This window comes from Paenibacillus illinoisensis NBRC 15959 (assembly GCF_004000925.1).
Classification (GTDB): domain Bacteria; phylum Bacillota; class Bacilli; order Paenibacillales; family Paenibacillaceae; genus Paenibacillus; species Paenibacillus illinoisensis.
Genome location: NZ_BIME01000003.1, coordinates 315,181 through 333,946, shown reverse-complemented (window position 1 = coordinate 333,946; position 18,766 = coordinate 315,181). Strand labels below are relative to the sequence as shown.

Below are 18,766 nucleotides of genomic sequence, written 5' to 3'. Positions count from 1 at the left end.
GATATGAGGCATATTCACTCATTGCCCTATGGTCATGAAGAGGTGTTTGCGGGCGAGGCGGGGAAGCATGTGCCGTATCACCGGATGTATGGCAAGCAATATTGTGTACCCTCACTAACCCTGTATACTCCAGAAGAGATGCAGGAATTGCAGCGTGCAGTTGAGCTGATCGACGGCATATACTGCAAAGTCATGCGGTTCATCCAGCAGTATATGCCGGATAGCTTTTTGGAACAGCAGCTGGGTATTCATCCAGGGCTCATTGCGACAGCCAGGATGGAGACAGTGACTGGGGGCATTACGCGTCAGGACTGGATTATCGGTGAGGCCGGGTTCAAGTGTATCGAAAATAATACCGACACCCCAACTGGTATACCCGAAGCCGCGATTCTGGAGCGCATTTTGGTAGGCATGGCTGAAGATGATGCATTCACTGCGCCGTCAGCGGGCATGGATGCCTGCATCCGGGAATGCTTCCGCAGGTGGCTGGAGGTTTATGCCGAGCAAGGGCTGCGAGGACCAGTGACATTTACCTCATTTGGTGAGCATGTGGAGGATCGGACCAATACGGAATACCTGATGAAACGCTGTCAGGAGGCCGGATATGAGGTGCGCTATGCCCCGCTGGAGGAACTTGAGATTGTTCCCGGAGAGGCACTGTATCATGATGGGCACGAGATTCAGCTGCTGTATCGTCTGTATCCGCTGGAGTATCTCGTTGATGATCGGGATGAGACAACAGGTGTGGACATCGGTGCGGCACTGCTTGCACTGGTACAGGAAGGCCGGCTTGGGCTGATGAACCCCGTACAGCATGTCCTGATGCAGAGCAAAGGCTTCATGGCTGCGATCTGGTCACTCTATGAGCGCAACGATCAGACGCCAGAGTACTGCGGTTTTCGGCTGTTTACTAATGCGGAACTGGATTCGATTTCCCGGTATCTGCTGCCCACCTATTTCGAAGCAGGCCCTTTTGAACTGGAGTCCACTCCCTATGTGGAAAAAAGCTACTGGGGTCGTGAGGGCCGGGGCACTCAGCTGCTGGGTGAAGGAACGGAGAGTAGCGCGGCTGGAGCAGGACTGGACGAGGATGAAGATATCGCGGCTTACTATAACAACCAACCGAAGATTTATCAGCAGCTGGTTCCGATGGAACAGGCCAGCATCGTGACAGAAGACGGGGAATATAGCGGTTATCTGCTGACAGGCGTGTTTGTCATAGGTGGACGTTTTGCCGGTGTATTGCCCCGGATTGGGGAGAAAGTGACCGGAGATATGGCCTATTATTGTGCGGCTGCAGTAAATGGAAGTATTGGATGATGAGGAGGAGTAGGAATGGATAATTTGGGTTTGAACCTGCTGAATGTAGCGGTAGGCGTCGGCATTCTGTTGGTTGTATTGGTATGTGGGTATTTTGCTTTTAGCAAATTAACCCGGTATAACGATAGTGAGGAAATCGCCAAAGGTAACGAAGCGGCGGGTATGTATATGGGCAGCAAGCTGCTGGGACTGTGCATCATTGTCGGTATGGTGTCCTTCTCCACGCATTCATGGCTGGATATGCTGTTATGGTCTGTACTGGGAATCATTATTCTGTGTCTGGTCTATATTATATTTGATTTCCTGATTCCCAGAATGCGTGTATGCGATGAGATTGCAAGAGGCAATCTGGCGGTAGCCCAGCTGCTGCGTTCCATTATCATCGGCGTTTCCATCGTCATCGGTACATTTTTGATGTAAAATGTACCCTAGCGATAAATGATAATTTAGAGGGAATATAATAATTACACATGTACGAAGAGGACAGAAAGAATCTGGAGAAGCGAAGCGTTCGCCTTTATCATCGGATTTTCACCTTTTCAGAAGGTATAAAAAAAATCTGAGGATAACAGCGATCGTAAGATTGTTCTGTACTTGGAGTGCGAGTGTGTATTTCTTATATGTTCGTTCTAAATAAATATCAAACTGAAGAAGGAGCGCAGCATCATGAGAAAAGTCATCATTGATACAGATACAGCAGGAGACGATACGATTGCGATCCTGACGGCACTGCACCACTTTCAAGTGGAAGGCATCACCATTACGGGCGGTAACGTCCAGTTTGACCAAGAGGTTGAAAATGCCCTGTACACCGTGCAGGTTGCTGGACATGGCGGCAAGGTGCCTGTGTACAAAGGATGCGAACGACCGCTGATGGCCTACGGGCAGGCGCAGCACCGCACAGTGGAAGATGTGCATGGCGACGACGGCATGGGCGGCGCGCATTTCCCCAAGGCAGATCAGCGTCCCGAAAGCGGCCACGCGGTTGATTTTATTATCGAGAAGGTTCATGCCAATCCGGGAGAGATTTCTCTTCTGGCGATTGCACCCCTGACCAACATTGCGATGGCGATTCAAAAGGACCCGACGATTATTCCGGAGATTGCTCATCTCTACATTATGGGCGGTACGAATAATGCGCTGGGCAACATTACGCCAGCGGCAGAGTACAACTTCTACGTTGACCCCGAAGCAGCTAAAATTGTACTGCATGCCGGCATTCCAACAACGATGGTTGGCTGGGAGATGTGCACGCAATACTCCGTCATGGATGATGATGATCATGCAGAAATAGCAGCGCTTGGAACATCCGGAGCCGATTTCTTCACGGCCATCAACAAAGTCGTTATGCAGTTCAACAAGTCGGTACATAAGCTGAATGGAACCACACACCCGGATACACTGCTGATGGCGGTAGCGGCAGACGAATCGCTGATGACGAAGTCAGGCCAGTATTACGTGGATGTGGAAGCCGCAGGAGAACTGACGCGTGGATACAGCGTGGTGGATATCAACGGACGTTTCGGCAAGGAACCTAACGTGCGCGTATGTGAAGCCATCGATCGGCCGAAGTTTAAATCCATGCTGTTGGATGTTTTGTCAGCTATTCAATGAACCAAGGAATGATCTAAACACGGCAAGCCCACCTGGGTCCGCAAGGACCAGGTGGGCTTTTCTTGTTAAATTAGCCTTGCTGCAGCAAAAATGAACGGATTCCGGTGGTGACCAGGTCGTGGTCTTCCTCATCGGGCAGACCCGATACCGTAATTGTTCCGATCTGTCCCTGACCCTCCACAATCAATGGAAAGGCACCACCAGCCAGTACAAAGTCAGAGGAAGGCAGGCTGAAATCCTGCTCAAGCGTTTTATTCTCGCTGCGCAGACGCAGAGCGGTATGCCATGAACTGGAGGAGAAGTGGTTTACCACGTTGTTTTTACGCCGGATCCAATCCTCGTTGTCCGGATGAGTGCCTTCCATGGCATGCAGGAAAAGGCGATGTCCACGGAGGGTAATGTCGATGGTTACGGCCTGTGAACGGCTTTTTGCCTGCTCGATCAGATGGAGTCCAAGCTGTAGGGCCAGTTCAGAGTCAAATGTACGGAATACCAAGTCCTTTTCTTCCTGCTGCATTTCCTTTAATCTCTCTGTCATCGTCAGGTTCAATTTACAGGCAGCCCCTTTTCATGTGTAGTTCATATCTACATTCGACATAGGGTAGGGTGGTCCCTCCCGGATGCAGGCTGGGTTATCGTTTGGCTCTAAATCTGCCTTTCACCGGAGCCCATTTGGAGACACGACTTCGGCTGTGGTAAAGTGAAGGGAACGTAACTTTGGACATTCCACAGGTTTACATAGGATAGGGCAAAACGAGTTGGGCAGGAGGAGAGACAATATGCTGTTTTATTTTATAGCACTGCTGGTTACGCTGGTGGATCAGGGTACCAAGCTGGCCGTGAGAATGTATATGGAAGTCGGCGACATGATGAGACTCGGTGACTCCGGCATGCAGCTGCAGCATTATGAGAATAGCGGGATGGCGGGAAGCATGTTCCAGGGAAATGCGCGTCTGTTTGGCGTTGTCGCCATTCTGTTCATTGCCGGCATTCTGTATTATCGGAGAAAAGGTGAAATTCGCGGTTTCTGGATGCAGGCAGGAGCAGGCTTCATGGTTGGTGGAGCCTTGGGAAATGCAATCGACCGTTTTGTATTTGCAAAAGTAACGGATTTTCTAGTATTTCCATCTGGCCGGGGCATTCTCAACCTGGCTGATGTAGCGATTAACATTGGGGTGATACTCTTGGTGATCGGAATGTTAATCCGTGCATTTAAGAGCTACCGGGCCAAGCGATCGCGCAATGCCTTGCCCAAAATTGAACGTTGGTAATGCGACATTAATCAAGTGTTGCAATCACGCACAATGGAAAAAAGAAGGACATTGGATATAGGCCGATGTCCTTCTTTTTGTTGTGCAGCAAGCAATGCTGGAAAATAACGCCATGATTCATTTTTATCGAAACCGTTTTAGAAATAATAAAGGGTTGAATAGCCCGCCCTTATGTCATGCTCCGCGTGGAAGAATTAACCAAATGGTTATTCCACCAATTTAATGGGTATATCTTTACTTATATAATGCTGAGGGAGGTACAACATGAGAACATCGCTTACCAAGGCACTCGGGACAATGTTGCTATGTGGATTAATGGCTGTGCTCCTATCTTCTTGTACAAGCGGGGAGAGCGCAAGCGGCAAAGTGCAAATCGAATTCTTCCAGAACAAACCCGAAGCCAAAGGAACCTTTGACGAATTGATCAAGACATTCAATGCGGAGCACTCCGATATACAGGTCACTCAGGTGAATCCGCCAGATGCGGAGACGGTGTTGAAGACTCGCGTAGTCAAAAACGATGTGCCTGATATTATGGCCATGGGTGCAACCGATACATATTCGATACTGGCCCAAAGTGAAATTTTCGCTGATCTGACGGACAGCTCGCTGACCAAGACGATTGATCCGAATTACATACAAATGCTGAAGGATGTCACAGGCATGGAGGAAGTGACAGGCATTCCTTACGCAACAAATGCAAACGGCATCATGTACAACAAAACGCTGTTTAAGGAAATGGGACTCGACGTTCCCAAGACATGGGACGAGCTGATTGCTACTGCTCAAAAGATCAAGGACGCGGGTAAAATTCCGTTTTACTTCACGTACAAGGATGACTGGCAGACGAATCTGCCGTTCAATGCTCTTGGACCTAACTTGGTTGGTATCGATTTCTATCTGGATCGTCGCGAGAACAAGGTGACCTTCAAGGATAAATATCGCGAAGTGGCAGAGAAACAGCTTGAACTGATGAATTACGGTCATGGCGATAACTTCGGTAAGGCCTATTCCGATGGTAACCGGGCTTTTGCCAACGGCGAAGCATTCATGTATATCCAGGGAACCTGGGCGATCTCCGAGATTCGCAAAGCCAATCCGAATGTGGATATCGGCTTCTTCCCGTTCCCGACCGGAAATGATCCAAGCCAGATCAAGCTGGTGAACGGCATCGACTCCCTGTTTACGATCTCGGCAGATACGCCAAACCGGGAACAGGCTGAAGAGTTTATCGCATTCCTGCTGGAACCCGAAAATATCGGGAAATACATTGAAGAGCAAACGTTGTTTGCGGCGGTCGAAGGCGTTGAACAGGACGACCCTGCGGTGCAGGAGCTGACGCCATATATCGAGCAGGGCAAAGTTATTGATTTTGCCGATCACTACATTCCGGCTGCAGTGCAGCTGAATTCCATCGTACAGTCCTTTTTGCAGAACAAAGACATCGACAACTATCTGGATACACTCGACAAAGAATGGGACAAGGTTGCGAACCGGCGTTAAGCCTTGTCCGAAGGAGGATGGAGTATGAACAAACGTATGGCACCCTATTACTGGATGACGGTTCCGGCGGTGGTATTGTTCTTCGTGTTTATGACGCTGCCGGCTCTCCAGGGGATTTATTATTCCTTTACGAACTACAACGGTTTTGGGAAAAGCTATGATTTCGTCGGTTTCAAAAACTATTTCAACCTGTTTCAGGATGATAATGTCGGCAATGCCTACTGGTTTACATTCAAGTTTGCGATTGTGGTGACCATTCTCACCAATATTCTGAGCCTGCTTATCGCTCTCGGGCTGAATGCCAAGATCAAGTTCCGTAACTTTTTCCGCGGCATCTACTTCCTGCCCAATATTTTGAGCGTATTGATTGTAGGTTACATATTTAACTACCTGTTCTCCAACGTTTTTCCAATATGGGGACAAAACCTGGGGATTAACGCCCTATCGACCAACATTTTGGGTAGCGAAAGCCTGGCATGGATCGGGATCGTTATCGTAGCCGTATGGCAATCGGTAGCACTCAATACGATTCTGTATCTGGCCGGACTGCAAACGATACCAACAACGCTGTACGAGGCATCCAACCTCGACGGTGCAGGCAAATGGCGTGAATTCTGGAGCATTACCTTCCCGCTGATTGCACCATTCTTCACCATTAATATGGTACTGGCTATGAAAAACTCCCTGATGGTCTTCGATCAGATCGTTGCCTTGACCAATGGTGGACCCGGACGGGCGACGCAATCCATCTCTCACCTGATCTATACGGGTGGATTTGAAGGTGGAGAATACGCGTATCAATCTGCGAACTCGGTTATTTACTTCATCGTGATTGCGGTAATCTCGATTCTGCAAATCCGGTTCCTGCAAAGAAGGGAGATGGATCTGTAATGAGAAGTCGTACACGCACCAACTGGCTTGTTATGCTGCTCGTTATTCTGGGTACATTGTTTATCCTGTTTCCGCTGTATATGACGGTTACGATTGCGTTGAAAAATCCGGAGCAAATGGCTCAGTCGGTATTTGCCTTCCCGACCGAATTGCACTGGGAGAACTTCGCAAGCGCCATCGACATGACGAACTTCTTCCAATCGTTCCGTAACAGTGCTGTCGTTACTGCATCAACCGTCATTTTGACGCTCCTTAGTAACTCCATGGTAGCTTACGCTATCGCGCGCAATATGGAGAAACGAAAGTTTTTCAAAGGATTGTACTATTACTTCGTCAGTGCGATGTTCATTCCGTTTCCGATCATCATGCTGCCGATTGTCAAACTGACATCTTCACTGGAGATGACGAACCTGCTTGGCTTGACCTTATTACATACGGTGTATGGACTCGCCTTTAACGTCTTCGTGTATGTCGGATATATCCGGTCTATTCCGGTGGCACTGGAGGAGGCAGCTTTTGTGGATGGAGCAACAACCTGGGGCACATTCTGGAAAATCATTTTCCCGCTTATGGCACCAATCAGTGCTACGGTTGGTATTCTGACATGTCTGTCCACCTACAATGACTTCCTGCTGCCGCTCATCATTATCAGTGATCCGGCACAGTACACGCTGCCGCTGGTGCAATACGTCTTCCAGGGTCAGTTCAATACCGACTTTAACCTGGCGTTTGCATCCTACCTGCTGGCCTTGCTGCCGATGATTATCATCTATCTGTTTGCTCAGAAGTGGATCATTAACGGGGTAACCCAAGGTTCTGTAAAATAAAGCTTTGTGAATATAGAGAGGTGGACCTAAGAGTCCTCCTCTCTTTTTTATTTCAAGGATGCACTACGAACGTTTCGAACGGATTGATTAACCCGGGAAACTGTGCTATTTTTTATTCGTTAGTTTAATCATTAAACAAAGAAAGCGAGCGTTGTCTTTTGCAAGCGCTTTAATTAAATAAGTGAATGAAACCAGCATCGGTGTACTCAATCTCAAGAGCAAGGGAGTAGGATGGTGGTTTTTTTACATGCAGAAAGGAGAATGGACAGAGTTGCAGGGGAAACCAGGGCGCTATAACTCGCTTCGCAATCAGATCTTTGTCGGTTTCGTCATGGTGATGCTCATTGTTCTGCTGCTCGCAGGTGTAACAGCCTATGACCGGGTGGCTGCGTTGCTGAAGAGCAATGCCGAGAAACATATCCATCAGACTGCAGTGCAGGCCAGTGGTCGATTGGATGCGCTCATTGCACAGGTGAACTCCTTGACGGCCCAGGTCGCGGATGATTCGTATGTGCAGCGTCTGCTCAGTGACGAGAAGCATGGTAAACCGGCCACCTTCAATCAACGTCAGGCACTGCTTCAGATTGCAGGCAGCTATCAATCTTTTATTAACGGGGCGCAAAGTATGGAGATCTACACAACCGGATACAACCGTATATTCCCGATGGATGACCGATCCCTGGATCTCCGAGTGGAGCGCAGCTGGATCACCCAAGCGGATGAAGGCAAAGGCAGATTAGTGTGGGCAGGCTCTGACCCTGAAGACCCGGGTGTACTTCTCGCCATTCGTCGAATCAACCTGCTGGATCATTCTTTTGAACATGGGGGCTATGTTGTGGTGCGGATGCAGCGCAGTTTTTTTCAACTGAATGATTCGAATGAGTCAGAGGGTTTGCAGGATTCCATCCTGCTGCTGGACGGCGATGGTGAAGTGGTGACTTCCAATCTGCAGATTAACCTTGATCCGAAGGCCATTTTGGACAGTGGGTCCGTCGTTCAGAATGGTGAGGAATCCTATATCGTTGTTCGCCATAAGTCCGAGCTGACGGGATGGACACTTGCTGTGCTGACACCACTAGGAGAAACAACCGAAGGCGTATCGATCTTGAGAACGGCGCTGCTCGTTTCGGGAATCATTGGTGTGGGGCTGTTTCTTGTGATGTCCTTTTTTCTGTCCACCATGATCACACGTCCGTTGATTCGGCTGATGCGGGCCATGCGCGGGGCACAGCCCGGAGCGATGAGACCGAATCTGATGGTCAGTTCCACCATGGAGATCAATGAGCTGAATGATGTGTATAACCAGATGGTGTACAGGCAGAACGAATTGACACGTGTGGTGCACGAGAAGGAAGTCATGCAGTCCCGGGCCGAGCTGAAGGCGCTACAATCGCAGATTAATCCGCATTTTCTGTTTAACACCCTGGAGGCATTCTATTGGTCCTTGGAGGAAAAAGGAGAAGAGGAGCTGGCACTTAGGGTTATTGCCATGTCCCGGTTATTTCGCTACATCATCCCGGGTCCTCATCAGGAAGAATGGGTCACGATCGCGGACGAACTGGAGCATGCGGAGCGGTATTTAAACATTATGCAGATGCGGCTGGGCGAGAGAATGCAGTGGGAGATCAGTCTGAGCGAGGAACTGCGCAGCGTGCCTATCCCCAAGCTGCTGATCCAGCCATTGGTGGAAAACGCGATACTGCACGGGATTGAAAATACGTTAAAACCGGGAAAGGTGGAGATTCGTGTTGAACCTTCCTCGGTAGAAGGTCGTGTACGCGTCAAGGTCCAAGATAATGGGCCAGGCATGGATGAGGAACGTCTGCTATCCATTGTTCAAGCTTTGGACGGCGGGCCTGCTGCATCCACCAAGGGAACGGGAGTGGGGCTGATCAATGTGCATCGCCGGCTGAAAGTCTACTTTGGCAGCCAACTGGGCGATGCAGCCAAACTTGTGGTGGAGAGCGAAGTAGGGAGAGGGACCATCATATGTTTTGAAATTCCGAGGGAAACGGGGGCTGCACATGATTCATGAGAAAACCATTCTGATTGTGGATGACGAGCCGCGTACAAGAGAAGGCATACGCAAAACACTTGAGGCCTGGTCTACTGGGCGGAACCGGATTCAGACGGCTGCAAGCGGTGTTGAAGCCAGGGACTGGCTCGCCAGCCAGCCTGCCGATCTGCTGATCACCGATGTTCGCATGCCGGAGTTCTCGGGCTTGTCGCTGGTGGAGGCCATTCAGCATTTTCCCAGCAAGCCGGCTGTCCTGATTATGTCGGGGTATGCGGACTTTGATTATGTCCACCAGGCGATCAAGCTCGGTGTGGTCGATTATCTGCTCAAGCCGATTGACAAAGAACAGCTGCTCCAGACGGTACAGAAGGCACTGCACGTCCATGAACAGCAGCGGCGCATCCAAACGATACAGGAGATGGTTGATCCGAAGTTGTTCGAGGTCAAGGAGCGAAGAGAACAGCAGGGCAATACCCCGATTGGCGAAGCTTTGGCATACATTGAGGCACATCTGGGTGAACCGATGACCATGCGTGAGCTTGCCGATTCGCTGCATCTGAACTCCAGTTATTTCAGCGTGCTGTTCAAGGAGCAGGTCGGGCTGAATTTCAGTGAGTATCTCATGCGTAAACGGGTACAGCGGGCCAAGGAATTGCTGGTGCAGACAACGATGCCCATCTCGGAGATCGCGGAGAGCGTTGGCTACCAGACCGATAAATATTTTATCAAAGTCTTCAAAAGCCTGGAGGGGCTCAGTCCAAGCAAATACCGTCATGCCGTAAATGAAAAGAGTTAACAAGTTCACCTTAAAATAGTGGAGTTTTACCAAATCGTCCTGACCTTATAGCGTGATGATGCCCGTGCTACAATTTCAATAAAGCGGTTACATTAACCGAAAAACCACTATTGGGGGCTGGAATTATGAGCAAAAAAACGCTGGCAATGCTTCTGTCATGGACGCTGGTTCTCGCTGTCATATTGTCGGGGTGCAGCAACACGGGTTCCGGTGGAGATAACGAATCCGGCAGTAATGGCGGCGGAGAGGGCGGTACCACAGACGGAAAGGTCACGCTGAAATTTATGCATCTCTGGCCGGCCGGCAGTTCTGCACAGCAGAACAAGCTGGTCAATGATATTATCCAGCAGTATCAGACGGATCATCCAAATGTGACGATCAAGCAGGAAGTACTGGAGAATGAACAATACAAGAACAAACTGAAGATTCTGTCCGCATCCAATGAACTTCCCGATGTCGGGGTAACCTGGGCCGCAGGTTTCCTGGAGCCTTATGTAAAGGGCAATCTGTTTGCGCCGCTCGATGAAGTGCTGAATGGATCCCTTGGTGAGAAGTTCATCGCCGGAACGACAGAGGCTTACGCGGTAGACGGCAAAACCTATGCGCTTCCGATTGAGCTGAATATCTCACCCATTTATTACAACAAAGCGATCTTTGCCAAATATAATTTGCAGCCGCCAGCCACATACGATGAATTCCTGAATGTGCTGAAGACGCTGACCGAGAACGGTGAAGTGCCGATTGCACTCGGGAATAAAGACCGCTGGACCGGTTCACTCTGGTATATGTATCTGGCGAATCGTCTAGGCGGGGATGCGCTGGAGAAAGCGATTAGTGGATCAGGCAAGTTTGAAGATCCTGCCCTGACCCAGGCTGCGGCAGAAGTGCAGAAGCTTGTCGATATGAACGCATTCAACAAGGGTTTTAACGGGTTATCCAATGATGAAGGCAAATCCGAATTCATGAACGAGAAGGCTGCCATGTACCTGATGGGAACGTGGGAACTGCCGAACTTTACTACGAACCCGGATATTCCGCAGGAATTCAAGGATAAGGTTGGATTTTTCAAATTTCCGACGATTGATGGCGGCAAAGGAGACATCAACAGCTGGGTAGGCGGACCGGGCGTAGGCCTCTTTGTGGCCCAGAACTCCAAAGTGAAGGAAGAAGCGCAGAAGTTTGTGCAGTATTTTGTGGAAAAATGGGGCGAAAGCTCCGTGACCGAAGCAGGGGTCATTCCGGCGACCAAAGTCGATACGGCGGCAGTACAGCTGCCACAGCTCTATATCGATCTGCTGAACGAGTTGAATCAGGCGAGCAGCCTGACACTCTTTGCAGATGTGCAGATGAAACCGGCTGCTGCTCAGGCGCACCTGGACATGATTCAGGCACTGTTTGGCAAAGCGGTCACCCCTGAGGACTTTGTGAAGAATCATCAGGCTGCAATTGATAAAGGCAACTGATGTACACCTCACCTACACCATTTGAAGGTTTGAACGTTTGAAGGGAGGATCACGTCTTGGACAAAGTCATGTCGAACCGTCTGGTTGCTGCGCTGTATGTGCTGCCTGCGCTGCTTCTGCTGCTGGTTCTGGTCTATATCCCGATTGTGCTCACCGGATATTACGGCTTGATGCAATGGGATGGGATTGGGGCGATGACGTTTATTGGTTTGGATAACTACGCCAGATTGATTCAGGACAGTACGTTTTGGCAGAGCGCCAATCATACTTTTTTGCTCGCCTTGTTCTCTGCGCTGAGCCTGATTGGTTATCTGATGATTGCACTTGTACTGTCAGGCAAGATCAAGGGCGCGAATCTATTTCGAAAAATATATCTGATCCCGATGCTGCTGTCTTCTGTTGCGATTGCCCAGTTATGGCTGAAAATTTATCATCCCAGCAACGGTGTGCTGAACACCTTCCTGGAAGCGATCGGATTTAGCAATCCGCCGGCCTGGCTGGCGGAGCCATCGCTCGTGCTGTATGCACTGTTCGTGCCGATTCTGTGGCAGTATGCGGGCTTCTATATTCTGATCTATTATGCCGCGCTGAAGAACATCCCGGAATCTCTGGTCGAGGCTGCCCGCATTGATGGTGCGAATCCGTGGCAGATTGCCTTTCGGATCAAGCTGCCACTCATCACAGAAGTCATCAAGGTAACCGTGGTGCTCGCCGTGGTGGGCTCGCTCAAGTATTTCGACCTCATCTATGTGATGACCGATGGGGGTCCAAATGGCTCCAGTGAAGTTATGGCCTCCTATATGTATCGTCAGGCTTTCCGCAGCTTCGACTTTGGTTATGGCAGTGCTGTAGGGTTTTTCCTGCTCTTGATCTGTCTGGTGGTCACATGGTTGCTCCGCAAGGCGACGGCTTCCAAAGATACGATCGAGTATTCCTGACGTGAACGTAAAATGAAAGGAGGTCTATCCTGGTGAAGACGGATACGGCTGCTCGGCTGCCCGTACATCCGGAGACGGGCCAAGGCTCAGCATGGTTAAGAAGGTTTGGATATGTGCTGCTCTATGTGCTCTTATCTCTGGTAGCTGTACTTCAGATATTGCCCTTGATCTGGCTGCAGTTATTCTCGCTCAAAAATAATCAGGAAGTATTCGACATGGCTCCTTTTGCCCTCCCGGCTACGCCGCGTTGGGAGAACTATGTCAAGGTATGGACGGAAGGTAATATCAGCTTATACTTTTTCAACAGTGTATGGATGACGGTGGTTTCTGTGGTGTTCACGGTTCTGTTTGCCAGTCTCGTCACGTTTGCCATCACACGGATGCGCTGGAAGGGACGTTCGCTGGTGCTGGGGCTGTTCATGGTGGGTCTGATGATCCCGGTGCACTCCACACTGATCCCCCTGTTCAGTCTGTTCCTGAAGCTGAATCTCACAGACCATCCGTTATCGGTCATTCTGTCTTACATTGCATTTAATATGCCGATCACGATTATGATCCTGCTTGGATTCTATTATTCACTTCCGAGAGAGGTCGAGGAAGCCGCGGTGATGGACGGATGCTCCGTCAACCGGATCTTCTTCCGCATTGTACTGCCGATGACCGCTTCCGTAATTGCGACAACAGCCATCATTAACATGATCTATGACTGGAACGAATTTATTTTCGTCAATACCTTCATTAGCTCGGATGCGTATAAAACGCTGACGGTTGGTGTACAGAACTTTATTGGGCAGTATACCACCGATTGGGGTGCCATTGGGGCTACGCTGATGATCAGCATCCTGCCGATCCTGATTGCATTTCTGGTGCTGAGTGAACGGATTGTCGAAGGGATCGCGGCCGGTTCGGTCAAAGGATAATGGTCCGGTAATTGGTCCGATAATGCCCTTCTATTAGACGCATCGTCTGCGTTTAATAGAAGGGTTTTGCTATGTCTCGGCGATGTCTATAGAGCAATGTGGCGGTGACTGAAAGACAGGTTTTATGAAACAAATGAATTCCTATTTCTGGTATTTCAAAAATCTTTCAATTATTTTCACAAAACTACTGCATTTTCAAATTACCTGTGCTAACATACCCTATGAAATCAAGCCCACGTTAGAAAGGTGAGAAAATGACAGCAATATCCTCGACCAAAGAGTCCCTCCGTTCAGATGCCAAGGATCTGAAGCTGATTCGGCTGACCTGGCCGATTTTCCTGGAACTCTTCTTGTTTATGTTGATGGGGAGCGTAGATACGCTCATGCTTAGTTCGGTATCGGATAATGCAGTCTCCGGGGTGGGCGCAGCCAACCAGATTATCTCGATTGCCATTCTTGTACTCGAAGTCATCGGACATGGTGCTGCGATTGTAGTAGCCCAATATATAGGTTCCAAAAAACTGAGTGAAGCAGCACAGGTAACAGGGAATGCGATTACGCTGAACCTTATGGTTGGGCTGATCCTGAGTGTTATTTTTCTGGTGTTTGGTGGACATTTACTGACACTTCTGAATATTCAAGGCGAAATCTACGATTACGCCCGTTCGTATATAAGCATTGTCGGGGGCGGGATTTTCCTGCAGGCGCTCATCAATGCACTGGCTGCAACCATTCGTACACACGGGTATACTAAGGAAACGATGTACGTATCCGTGTTTATGAACGTCATCCACGTGATTGGTAACTATGCCCTGATCTTCGGACATTTCGGCCTGCCCAAGCTGGGCGTGGAAGGGGCAGCGATCTCGACGGTGGGAAGCCGTTTCATCTGCCTGCTGATCTTCTTCTGGCTGTTGTACCGTGTGAGTGAGGTTCGGGTAGAGTTCGGTTATTACATTAAATTGTCCAAAAATTTTATCGGCAAAATTCTGCGAATCGGCATTCCGTCTGCGATGGAATCCATGGTGTATCATTCCTGCCAACTCATATTTACGTTGTACGTGACCTATCTTGGTGCGGAAGCCATGGCAACCAAGCAATATGCCGGCAATATCTCCAGCTATATTTATCTGTTCAGCATGGCGATCGGCATGGGTACATCCATCATTGTCGGTCGTCTCGTGGGGGCACGCCGCAAAGATGAGGCATACAAACGAGTATTCGATAGTGTAAAATGGGCCCTTCTGGCCACTGTTATTATTGACGTGATCATTATTATTTTCCGCGTACCATTAATGAGCATTTTTACGGAAAACCCGGAGATTATCAAGCTGGGCGCGCAGGTACTCCTGCTTAGTCTTTTGCTTGAAACCGGACGTACCTGCAACATTGTCATTATCGGTTCCCTGCGTGCGGCAGGGGATGCCAAGTTCCCGGTATATATGGGGCTGATCTCGATGGTATGCATGAGTCTGCCTCTCGGATATCTGCTGGTGTTCCAGCTTGATCTGGGGCTGGCGGGTGTGTGGCTTGCCATTGCGGCAGACGAATGGACACGTGCAGTCATTATGTACTTCCGCTGGAAGAGCCGGGCGTGGGAGAAACATGAACTGGTGGAGCATGATGAGGACGAGGTTGGTGCAGAGCCGGTTCCGGCTGTCTGATTGTTTTGACACGATTGGATATACAGCAATCAAGAAAGAGTCGGTCAGGGACATCGTTGTCCCTGATCCGGCTCTTCTTTTTTATATTTTCCGCAAAAATGATCAAAACGGCCGATTGGCGAACACGTATAGTAAGGATATGGAAGGGGGTTAATCTCCACTTGAGCCGTTATCAGGAGATGATTCAGGACAGCTTGTACTATATTGAGACACATCTGCATGAGGAGATTGGGCTGGAAGAGGTGGCGTCGGAGGCTTTGTTATCCCCGTATCACTATCACCGGGTATTTCGGGATGAGGTGGGCATGACCGTTATCGATTACATTCGTCATCGCCGGATGAGTTTGGCCTCTACCGCACTGCGCTCCACGGATGCAGGCATTTTGGATATTTCTCTCGCCTGCGGCTTCGAAAGTCAGGAAGCATTCACCCGGGCCTTTCGCAAAATGTATGGCATGCCGCCCGGTCGTTTTCGCAAGGTATTCGATCTGAAACTATTTACCGGAAAAACCAGAGGAGGAGAATTACAAATGAATTCTGCAACTGCAATCAAAGGCTGGATGTTAACTGGAAGCCACCCGCAAAATTATGAGATGGGCATTGACCCTGCCGAAGTCCATCATGGGAAGGCCTCGGGGTATTTGAAGGCTGTAACACCCATGGAGCCGAATGAGTTTGCCACGATGATGCAGCAATTCCGTGCAGACAAGTATGTAGGGAAACGGATGAAGCTATCCGGCTTTGTCAAAACCGATCGTGTGGACGCATTCTGCGGATTATGGATGCGTGTGGATAATCATGTCCAGGACGTGCTGCAGTTTGATAATATGCATAACAGGCCGATCACGGGGACACAGCCCTGGAATCAATACAGCATTGTGCTGGATGTTCCCGCAGAGAGCGCAATCATCTCGTTTGGCGTGATCCTGAACGGTAAGGGCAAGGTCTGGGTGGACAGCTTCCGCTTCGAGGAAGTGGACCTGAATACACCCTTGACCCATATGGAGACGGAAGCTGAGATGTCGGACGAGCCGATGAACTTGTCGTTTGAAGAATAGTTTGATCGTTCGCATGCTTGTAAGCTTAAAAATGGTAGAAGACGAAGGCCGATCCATTTCCAGGTGAGGTCTTTTTGCCTTGTACGGGTATAAAAAAAGTGGAGCGAAGTCCAAGCTTAGAGAATACGGCTTATTGTATAAATCATATCGTATAAATCATATCGTCCTCCATGGATTATCCGGCCAGACCTTGTTAACATAGATCCAGGAATAATGAACTTATGACATCAATAAAGAGGATGAATCCGATGACAAAAAAAGTGCTTGTGGTCGATGACGAGTCAAGCATCGTCAGTGCCATTGCTTATGCGCTCCGGCGCGAAGGATATGAAGTGGAGACAGCAAATGATGGCGAGGAGGCACTGGTCAAGGTGGCGTCATTCCATCCGCAGGTCATGATTCTGGATGTCATGATGCCAAGGCTCGATGGATACGGCGTATGCCGCAGACTGGAGGACCGCGAGGATATCGGTATTATTTTGCTGACCGTGAAAAATGATATCGTGGACAAAATCGTCGGACTGGAAATGGGCGCCGATGATTACATGACCAAGCCGTTCGAGATTCGCGAGCTGCTCGCTCGGGTGAAAGCGCTCATGCGCCGGGTGGAGAAGAGCAGTCCACCGCCAGACGAGCAGAAGAATCAGGCCATCGTTAATGGGGACTTGCGCATTCATGTGGCTCACCGAACGGTGACGGTAAAGGAAGAGAAGCTGGATCTGACGCCCAAGGAGTTCGACCTGCTCACCATCCTGATGTCCAATCCGGAGCGGGTGTACACCCGTGATGATCTGCTGGATCGGGTATGGGGCATGGAATACGCAGGAGGCACACGCACAGTGGATATTCATATTCAGCGTTTGCGCAAAAAAATTGGTGATACGGATCAGCAAAAGCTGCAGACGGTGTACGGCATTGGCTATAAAGCGTCAGCTCCTGTACCGGGCGGTTCGGCATGAGGGTCAGCATCAAGCTGAAATTCAGCGTGTTTCTCGCGGCATTGCTCATCTTGACTGTTGTGGTGCTCAGTTCCCTCGTCCTGCGAGGGATTGAACGCAACCAGCAGTCACAGATCGAGGGCATTCTGTCGCAACAGACGCGTCTGGTCAATCTCAATGTGCGTCAGGCCTACTATACGGAAGCCATACGGCTGGAGACGGATGCCTTTCTGAAGCAAAATGGCCGCAGGCTGGCCCAGGAGCTGGCGAACTCCACAGGACTGCCCATTGCGCTTTATGACATGAATGGGACACAGGTAGGCTCGTCCATTACACCGGGTGAGAGTCTGGAGATCCAGGAGACGCTGAACTATGCTCTGCAAAATAAAATCGCCTACCGTGAACAGGGTGACACGCTGCTCTATGCAGCACCGCTGGATGGTCCGGATGGTCAGATGGGTGCAATATGGATGCAGTATTCGGTCCAGAGCTACCATGAATTCTACGCACGCATTTTACAGTTGTTCCTATGGGCGGGAATTGCCGTCGTTGTATTGAGCTTTATTCTCGGGTACCTGTTCTATAATCGCTTCGCAGTCGCGATAACCAAGCTGAAGAAATCAGCGGATTCCATTCGGGAAGGCGAGTATATCACCGAATCCCCTGTTAAACGCAAAGATGAACTGGGCGAACTGGGGCAAGGCATTTATTACATGAGCACGTCGATTCAGCAAAATATTACGGACATGCATGCAGAACAAGAGAAGCTGCAGCTGGCCATTAAGAAGCTGCAGGCGCTGGAACAGCAGCAGAAGCAATATATCGGCAATATCAGCCATGAATTCAAAACGCCGCTCACCTCGATCAAGGCATATGTGGAGCTGCTCGATATGTACCGGGATGACCCTCAGTTACTTGAGGACGCCTCCAGCAACATTGGCAAGGAAACGGAACGGTTATACGAGATGGTCGAGAAGGTGCTGCATTTATCGGCATTGGAGAAATATGATTTTGAAAACCAGGCGGAGGATGTAGAGGTTGGTGCGCTGCTGGAGGACGCCTGCGGACGCATGCGAGGCAAAGCCGAGAAGTTTGCGCTTCGCATGGAGCTGGACATTCAGCCTGCCGTTATCCGCAGTGATCGGGAGAGCCTCATGCATATCTTCATCAATCTGCTCGACAATGCGATCAAGTATAACGTGCCTGGGGGCATCATTCGGGTACAGAGCGAGCAGCGGCCACAGACGCGTGAAGCGGTGATTCGCATCTTCAACTCGGGTCTGCCGATTCCGGAAGAGGCAAGAGAGAAGATCTTTGAACCTTTTTATACCGTCAACAAGGACCGGGCGAGAAAAACAGGCGGAACCGGACTCGGTCTGTCACTCGTGAAGCAATTTGTAGAGAAACAGGGCGGGACGATCACCCTGCTGCCGGGTGAAGTGAATAATGAGGAAGGAACAACATTCCAGCTTGTTTTCCCGCTCGCCGATTCAAGTTTACAAGTTGGAAACAAGTCTGAATAACTTTGGAAGTATGACATGTGTAT

Annotated in this window: 17 protein-coding genes; 16 read left to right on the top strand and 1 reads right to left on the bottom strand. The window is 49.7% G+C overall.

Annotation, left to right across the window (positions count from 1 at the left end; all coding sequences use genetic code 11):
- The first annotated feature begins 3 nt into the window (after positions 1-3).
- The 3 genes from PIL01S_RS10145 (at position 4) to PIL01S_RS10135 (ending at position 2,934) form a co-directional block, all read left to right on the top strand.
- The gene (locus tag PIL01S_RS10145; protein ID WP_127537429.1) at positions 4-1,320 is read left to right on the top strand and encodes a glutathionylspermidine synthase family protein; all 1,317 of its coding nucleotides are present in this window, start codon (positions 4-6) and stop codon (positions 1,318-1,320) included.
- A 15-nt stretch (positions 1,321-1,335) separates the two neighbouring features.
- The gene (locus PIL01S_RS10140; protein ID WP_127537428.1) at positions 1,336-1,740 is read left to right on the top strand and encodes a DUF350 domain-containing protein; all 405 of its coding nucleotides are present in this window, start codon (positions 1,336-1,338) and stop codon (positions 1,738-1,740) included.
- A 246-nt stretch (positions 1,741-1,986) separates the two neighbouring features.
- Positions 1,987-2,934 carry a nucleoside hydrolase gene (locus PIL01S_RS10135; protein WP_095360156.1) on the top strand — a complete coding sequence of 316 codons (948 nt, stop codon included), beginning with the start codon at positions 1,987-1,989 and terminating at the stop codon, positions 2,932-2,934.
- A 70-nt stretch (positions 2,935-3,004) separates the two neighbouring features.
- Here the strand turns inward: PIL01S_RS10135 and PIL01S_RS10130 are convergent, their stop codons facing one another.
- Entirely contained in the window at positions 3,005-3,484 is a 480-nt protein-coding gene (locus tag PIL01S_RS10130; protein WP_246058160.1) for a heme-degrading domain-containing protein, read from the bottom strand.
- A gap of 229 nt (positions 3,485-3,713) precedes the next feature.
- Here PIL01S_RS10130 and lspA point away from each other — a divergent pair, with 229 nt between their 5' ends.
- The 13 genes from lspA to PIL01S_RS10060 all read left to right on the top strand — a co-directional run bounded on the left by lspA (position 3,714) and on the right by PIL01S_RS10060 (position 18,743).
- Complete coding sequence (lspA, locus tag PIL01S_RS10125; RefSeq protein WP_127537427.1) at positions 3,714-4,205, top strand: signal peptidase II; 492 nt, start codon at positions 3,714-3,716, stop codon at positions 4,203-4,205.
- 297 nt (positions 4,206-4,502) lie between these two features.
- Positions 4,503-5,708, top strand: a complete 1,206-nt coding sequence (locus PIL01S_RS10120; protein ID WP_127537646.1) for an ABC transporter substrate-binding protein — start codon at positions 4,503-4,505, stop codon at positions 5,706-5,708.
- Between the two features lie 24 nt (positions 5,709-5,732).
- The gene (locus tag PIL01S_RS10115) at positions 5,733-6,599 is read left to right on the top strand and encodes a carbohydrate ABC transporter permease (RefSeq protein WP_095290884.1); all 867 of its coding nucleotides are present in this window, start codon (positions 5,733-5,735) and stop codon (positions 6,597-6,599) included.
- Entirely contained in the window at positions 6,599-7,426 is an 828-nt protein-coding gene (locus PIL01S_RS10110; protein WP_127537426.1) for a carbohydrate ABC transporter permease, read from the top strand. The genes PIL01S_RS10115 and PIL01S_RS10110 overlap by 1 nt, the downstream gene beginning before the upstream one ends.
- Positions 7,427-7,673: 247 nt before the next feature.
- Positions 7,674-9,461: a cache domain-containing sensor histidine kinase gene (locus PIL01S_RS10105; RefSeq protein ID WP_164764208.1), complete on the top strand. Its 1,788-nt coding sequence runs from the start codon at positions 7,674-7,676 to the stop codon at positions 9,459-9,461.
- On the top strand, positions 9,451-10,239 hold the full coding sequence (locus PIL01S_RS10100; RefSeq protein ID WP_095360151.1) for a response regulator: 789 nt from the start codon (positions 9,451-9,453) through the stop codon (positions 10,237-10,239). Before PIL01S_RS10105 ends, PIL01S_RS10100 begins: the two co-directional genes overlap by 11 nt.
- Before the next feature lie 125 nt (positions 10,240-10,364).
- A complete protein-coding gene (locus PIL01S_RS10095) occupies positions 10,365-11,702 on the top strand; it encodes an extracellular solute-binding protein (protein WP_127537425.1) in 1,338 nt (445 codons plus the stop codon).
- Positions 11,703-11,758: 56 nt separating this feature from the next.
- Positions 11,759-12,640, top strand: a complete 882-nt coding sequence (locus tag PIL01S_RS10090; protein ID WP_127537424.1) for a carbohydrate ABC transporter permease — start codon at positions 11,759-11,761, stop codon at positions 12,638-12,640.
- Positions 12,641-12,672: 32 nt separating this feature from the next.
- The gene (locus PIL01S_RS10085) at positions 12,673-13,560 is read left to right on the top strand and encodes a carbohydrate ABC transporter permease (protein WP_371859945.1); all 888 of its coding nucleotides are present in this window, start codon (positions 12,673-12,675) and stop codon (positions 13,558-13,560) included.
- A 254-nt stretch (positions 13,561-13,814) separates the two neighbouring features.
- Positions 13,815-15,224: an MATE family efflux transporter gene (locus PIL01S_RS10080; RefSeq protein ID WP_095290892.1), complete on the top strand. Its 1,410-nt coding sequence runs from the start codon at positions 13,815-13,817 to the stop codon at positions 15,222-15,224.
- Between the two features lie 179 nt (positions 15,225-15,403).
- Positions 15,404-16,282, top strand: a complete 879-nt coding sequence (locus PIL01S_RS10070; RefSeq protein WP_127537643.1) for a helix-turn-helix transcriptional regulator — start codon at positions 15,404-15,406, stop codon at positions 16,280-16,282.
- Positions 16,283-16,530: 248 nt separating this feature from the next.
- Positions 16,531-17,241, top strand: a complete 711-nt coding sequence (locus PIL01S_RS10065; protein WP_127537422.1) for a response regulator transcription factor — start codon at positions 16,531-16,533, stop codon at positions 17,239-17,241.
- Positions 17,238-18,743: a sensor histidine kinase gene (locus PIL01S_RS10060; RefSeq protein WP_127537421.1), complete on the top strand. Its 1,506-nt coding sequence runs from the start codon at positions 17,238-17,240 to the stop codon at positions 18,741-18,743. Before PIL01S_RS10065 ends, PIL01S_RS10060 begins: the two co-directional genes overlap by 4 nt.
- Positions 18,744-18,766 lie beyond the last annotated feature (23 nt).

Excerpts from the sequence above, each read along its gene's own strand:
- PIL01S_RS10145 (WP_127537429.1), top strand. The coding sequence starts at position 4 with ATGAGGCATATTCACTCATTGCCCTATGGTCATGAAGAGGTGTTTGCG.
- PIL01S_RS10140 (WP_127537428.1), top strand. The coding sequence starts at position 1,336 with ATGGATAATTTGGGTTTGAACCTGCTGAATGTAGCGGTAGGCGTCGGC.
- PIL01S_RS10135 (WP_095360156.1), top strand. The coding sequence starts at position 1,987 with ATGAGAAAAGTCATCATTGATACAGATACAGCAGGAGACGATACGATT.
- lspA (WP_127537427.1), top strand. The coding sequence starts at position 3,714 with ATGCTGTTTTATTTTATAGCACTGCTGGTTACGCTGGTGGATCAGGGT.
- PIL01S_RS10120 (WP_127537646.1), top strand. The coding sequence starts at position 4,503 with ATGTTGCTATGTGGATTAATGGCTGTGCTCCTATCTTCTTGTACAAGC.
- PIL01S_RS10115 (WP_095290884.1), top strand. The coding sequence starts at position 5,733 with ATGAACAAACGTATGGCACCCTATTACTGGATGACGGTTCCGGCGGTG.
- PIL01S_RS10110 (WP_127537426.1), top strand. The coding sequence starts at position 6,599 with ATGAGAAGTCGTACACGCACCAACTGGCTTGTTATGCTGCTCGTTATT.
- PIL01S_RS10105 (WP_164764208.1), top strand. The coding sequence starts at position 7,674 with ATGCAGAAAGGAGAATGGACAGAGTTGCAGGGGAAACCAGGGCGCTAT.
- PIL01S_RS10100 (WP_095360151.1), top strand. The coding sequence starts at position 9,451 with ATGATTCATGAGAAAACCATTCTGATTGTGGATGACGAGCCGCGTACA.
- PIL01S_RS10095 (WP_127537425.1), top strand. The coding sequence starts at position 10,365 with ATGAGCAAAAAAACGCTGGCAATGCTTCTGTCATGGACGCTGGTTCTC.
- PIL01S_RS10080 (WP_095290892.1), top strand. The coding sequence starts at position 13,815 with ATGACAGCAATATCCTCGACCAAAGAGTCCCTCCGTTCAGATGCCAAG.
- PIL01S_RS10070 (WP_127537643.1), top strand. The coding sequence starts at position 15,404 with ATGATTCAGGACAGCTTGTACTATATTGAGACACATCTGCATGAGGAG.
- PIL01S_RS10065 (WP_127537422.1), top strand. The coding sequence starts at position 16,531 with ATGACAAAAAAAGTGCTTGTGGTCGATGACGAGTCAAGCATCGTCAGT.
- PIL01S_RS10060 (WP_127537421.1), top strand. The coding sequence starts at position 17,238 with ATGAGGGTCAGCATCAAGCTGAAATTCAGCGTGTTTCTCGCGGCATTG.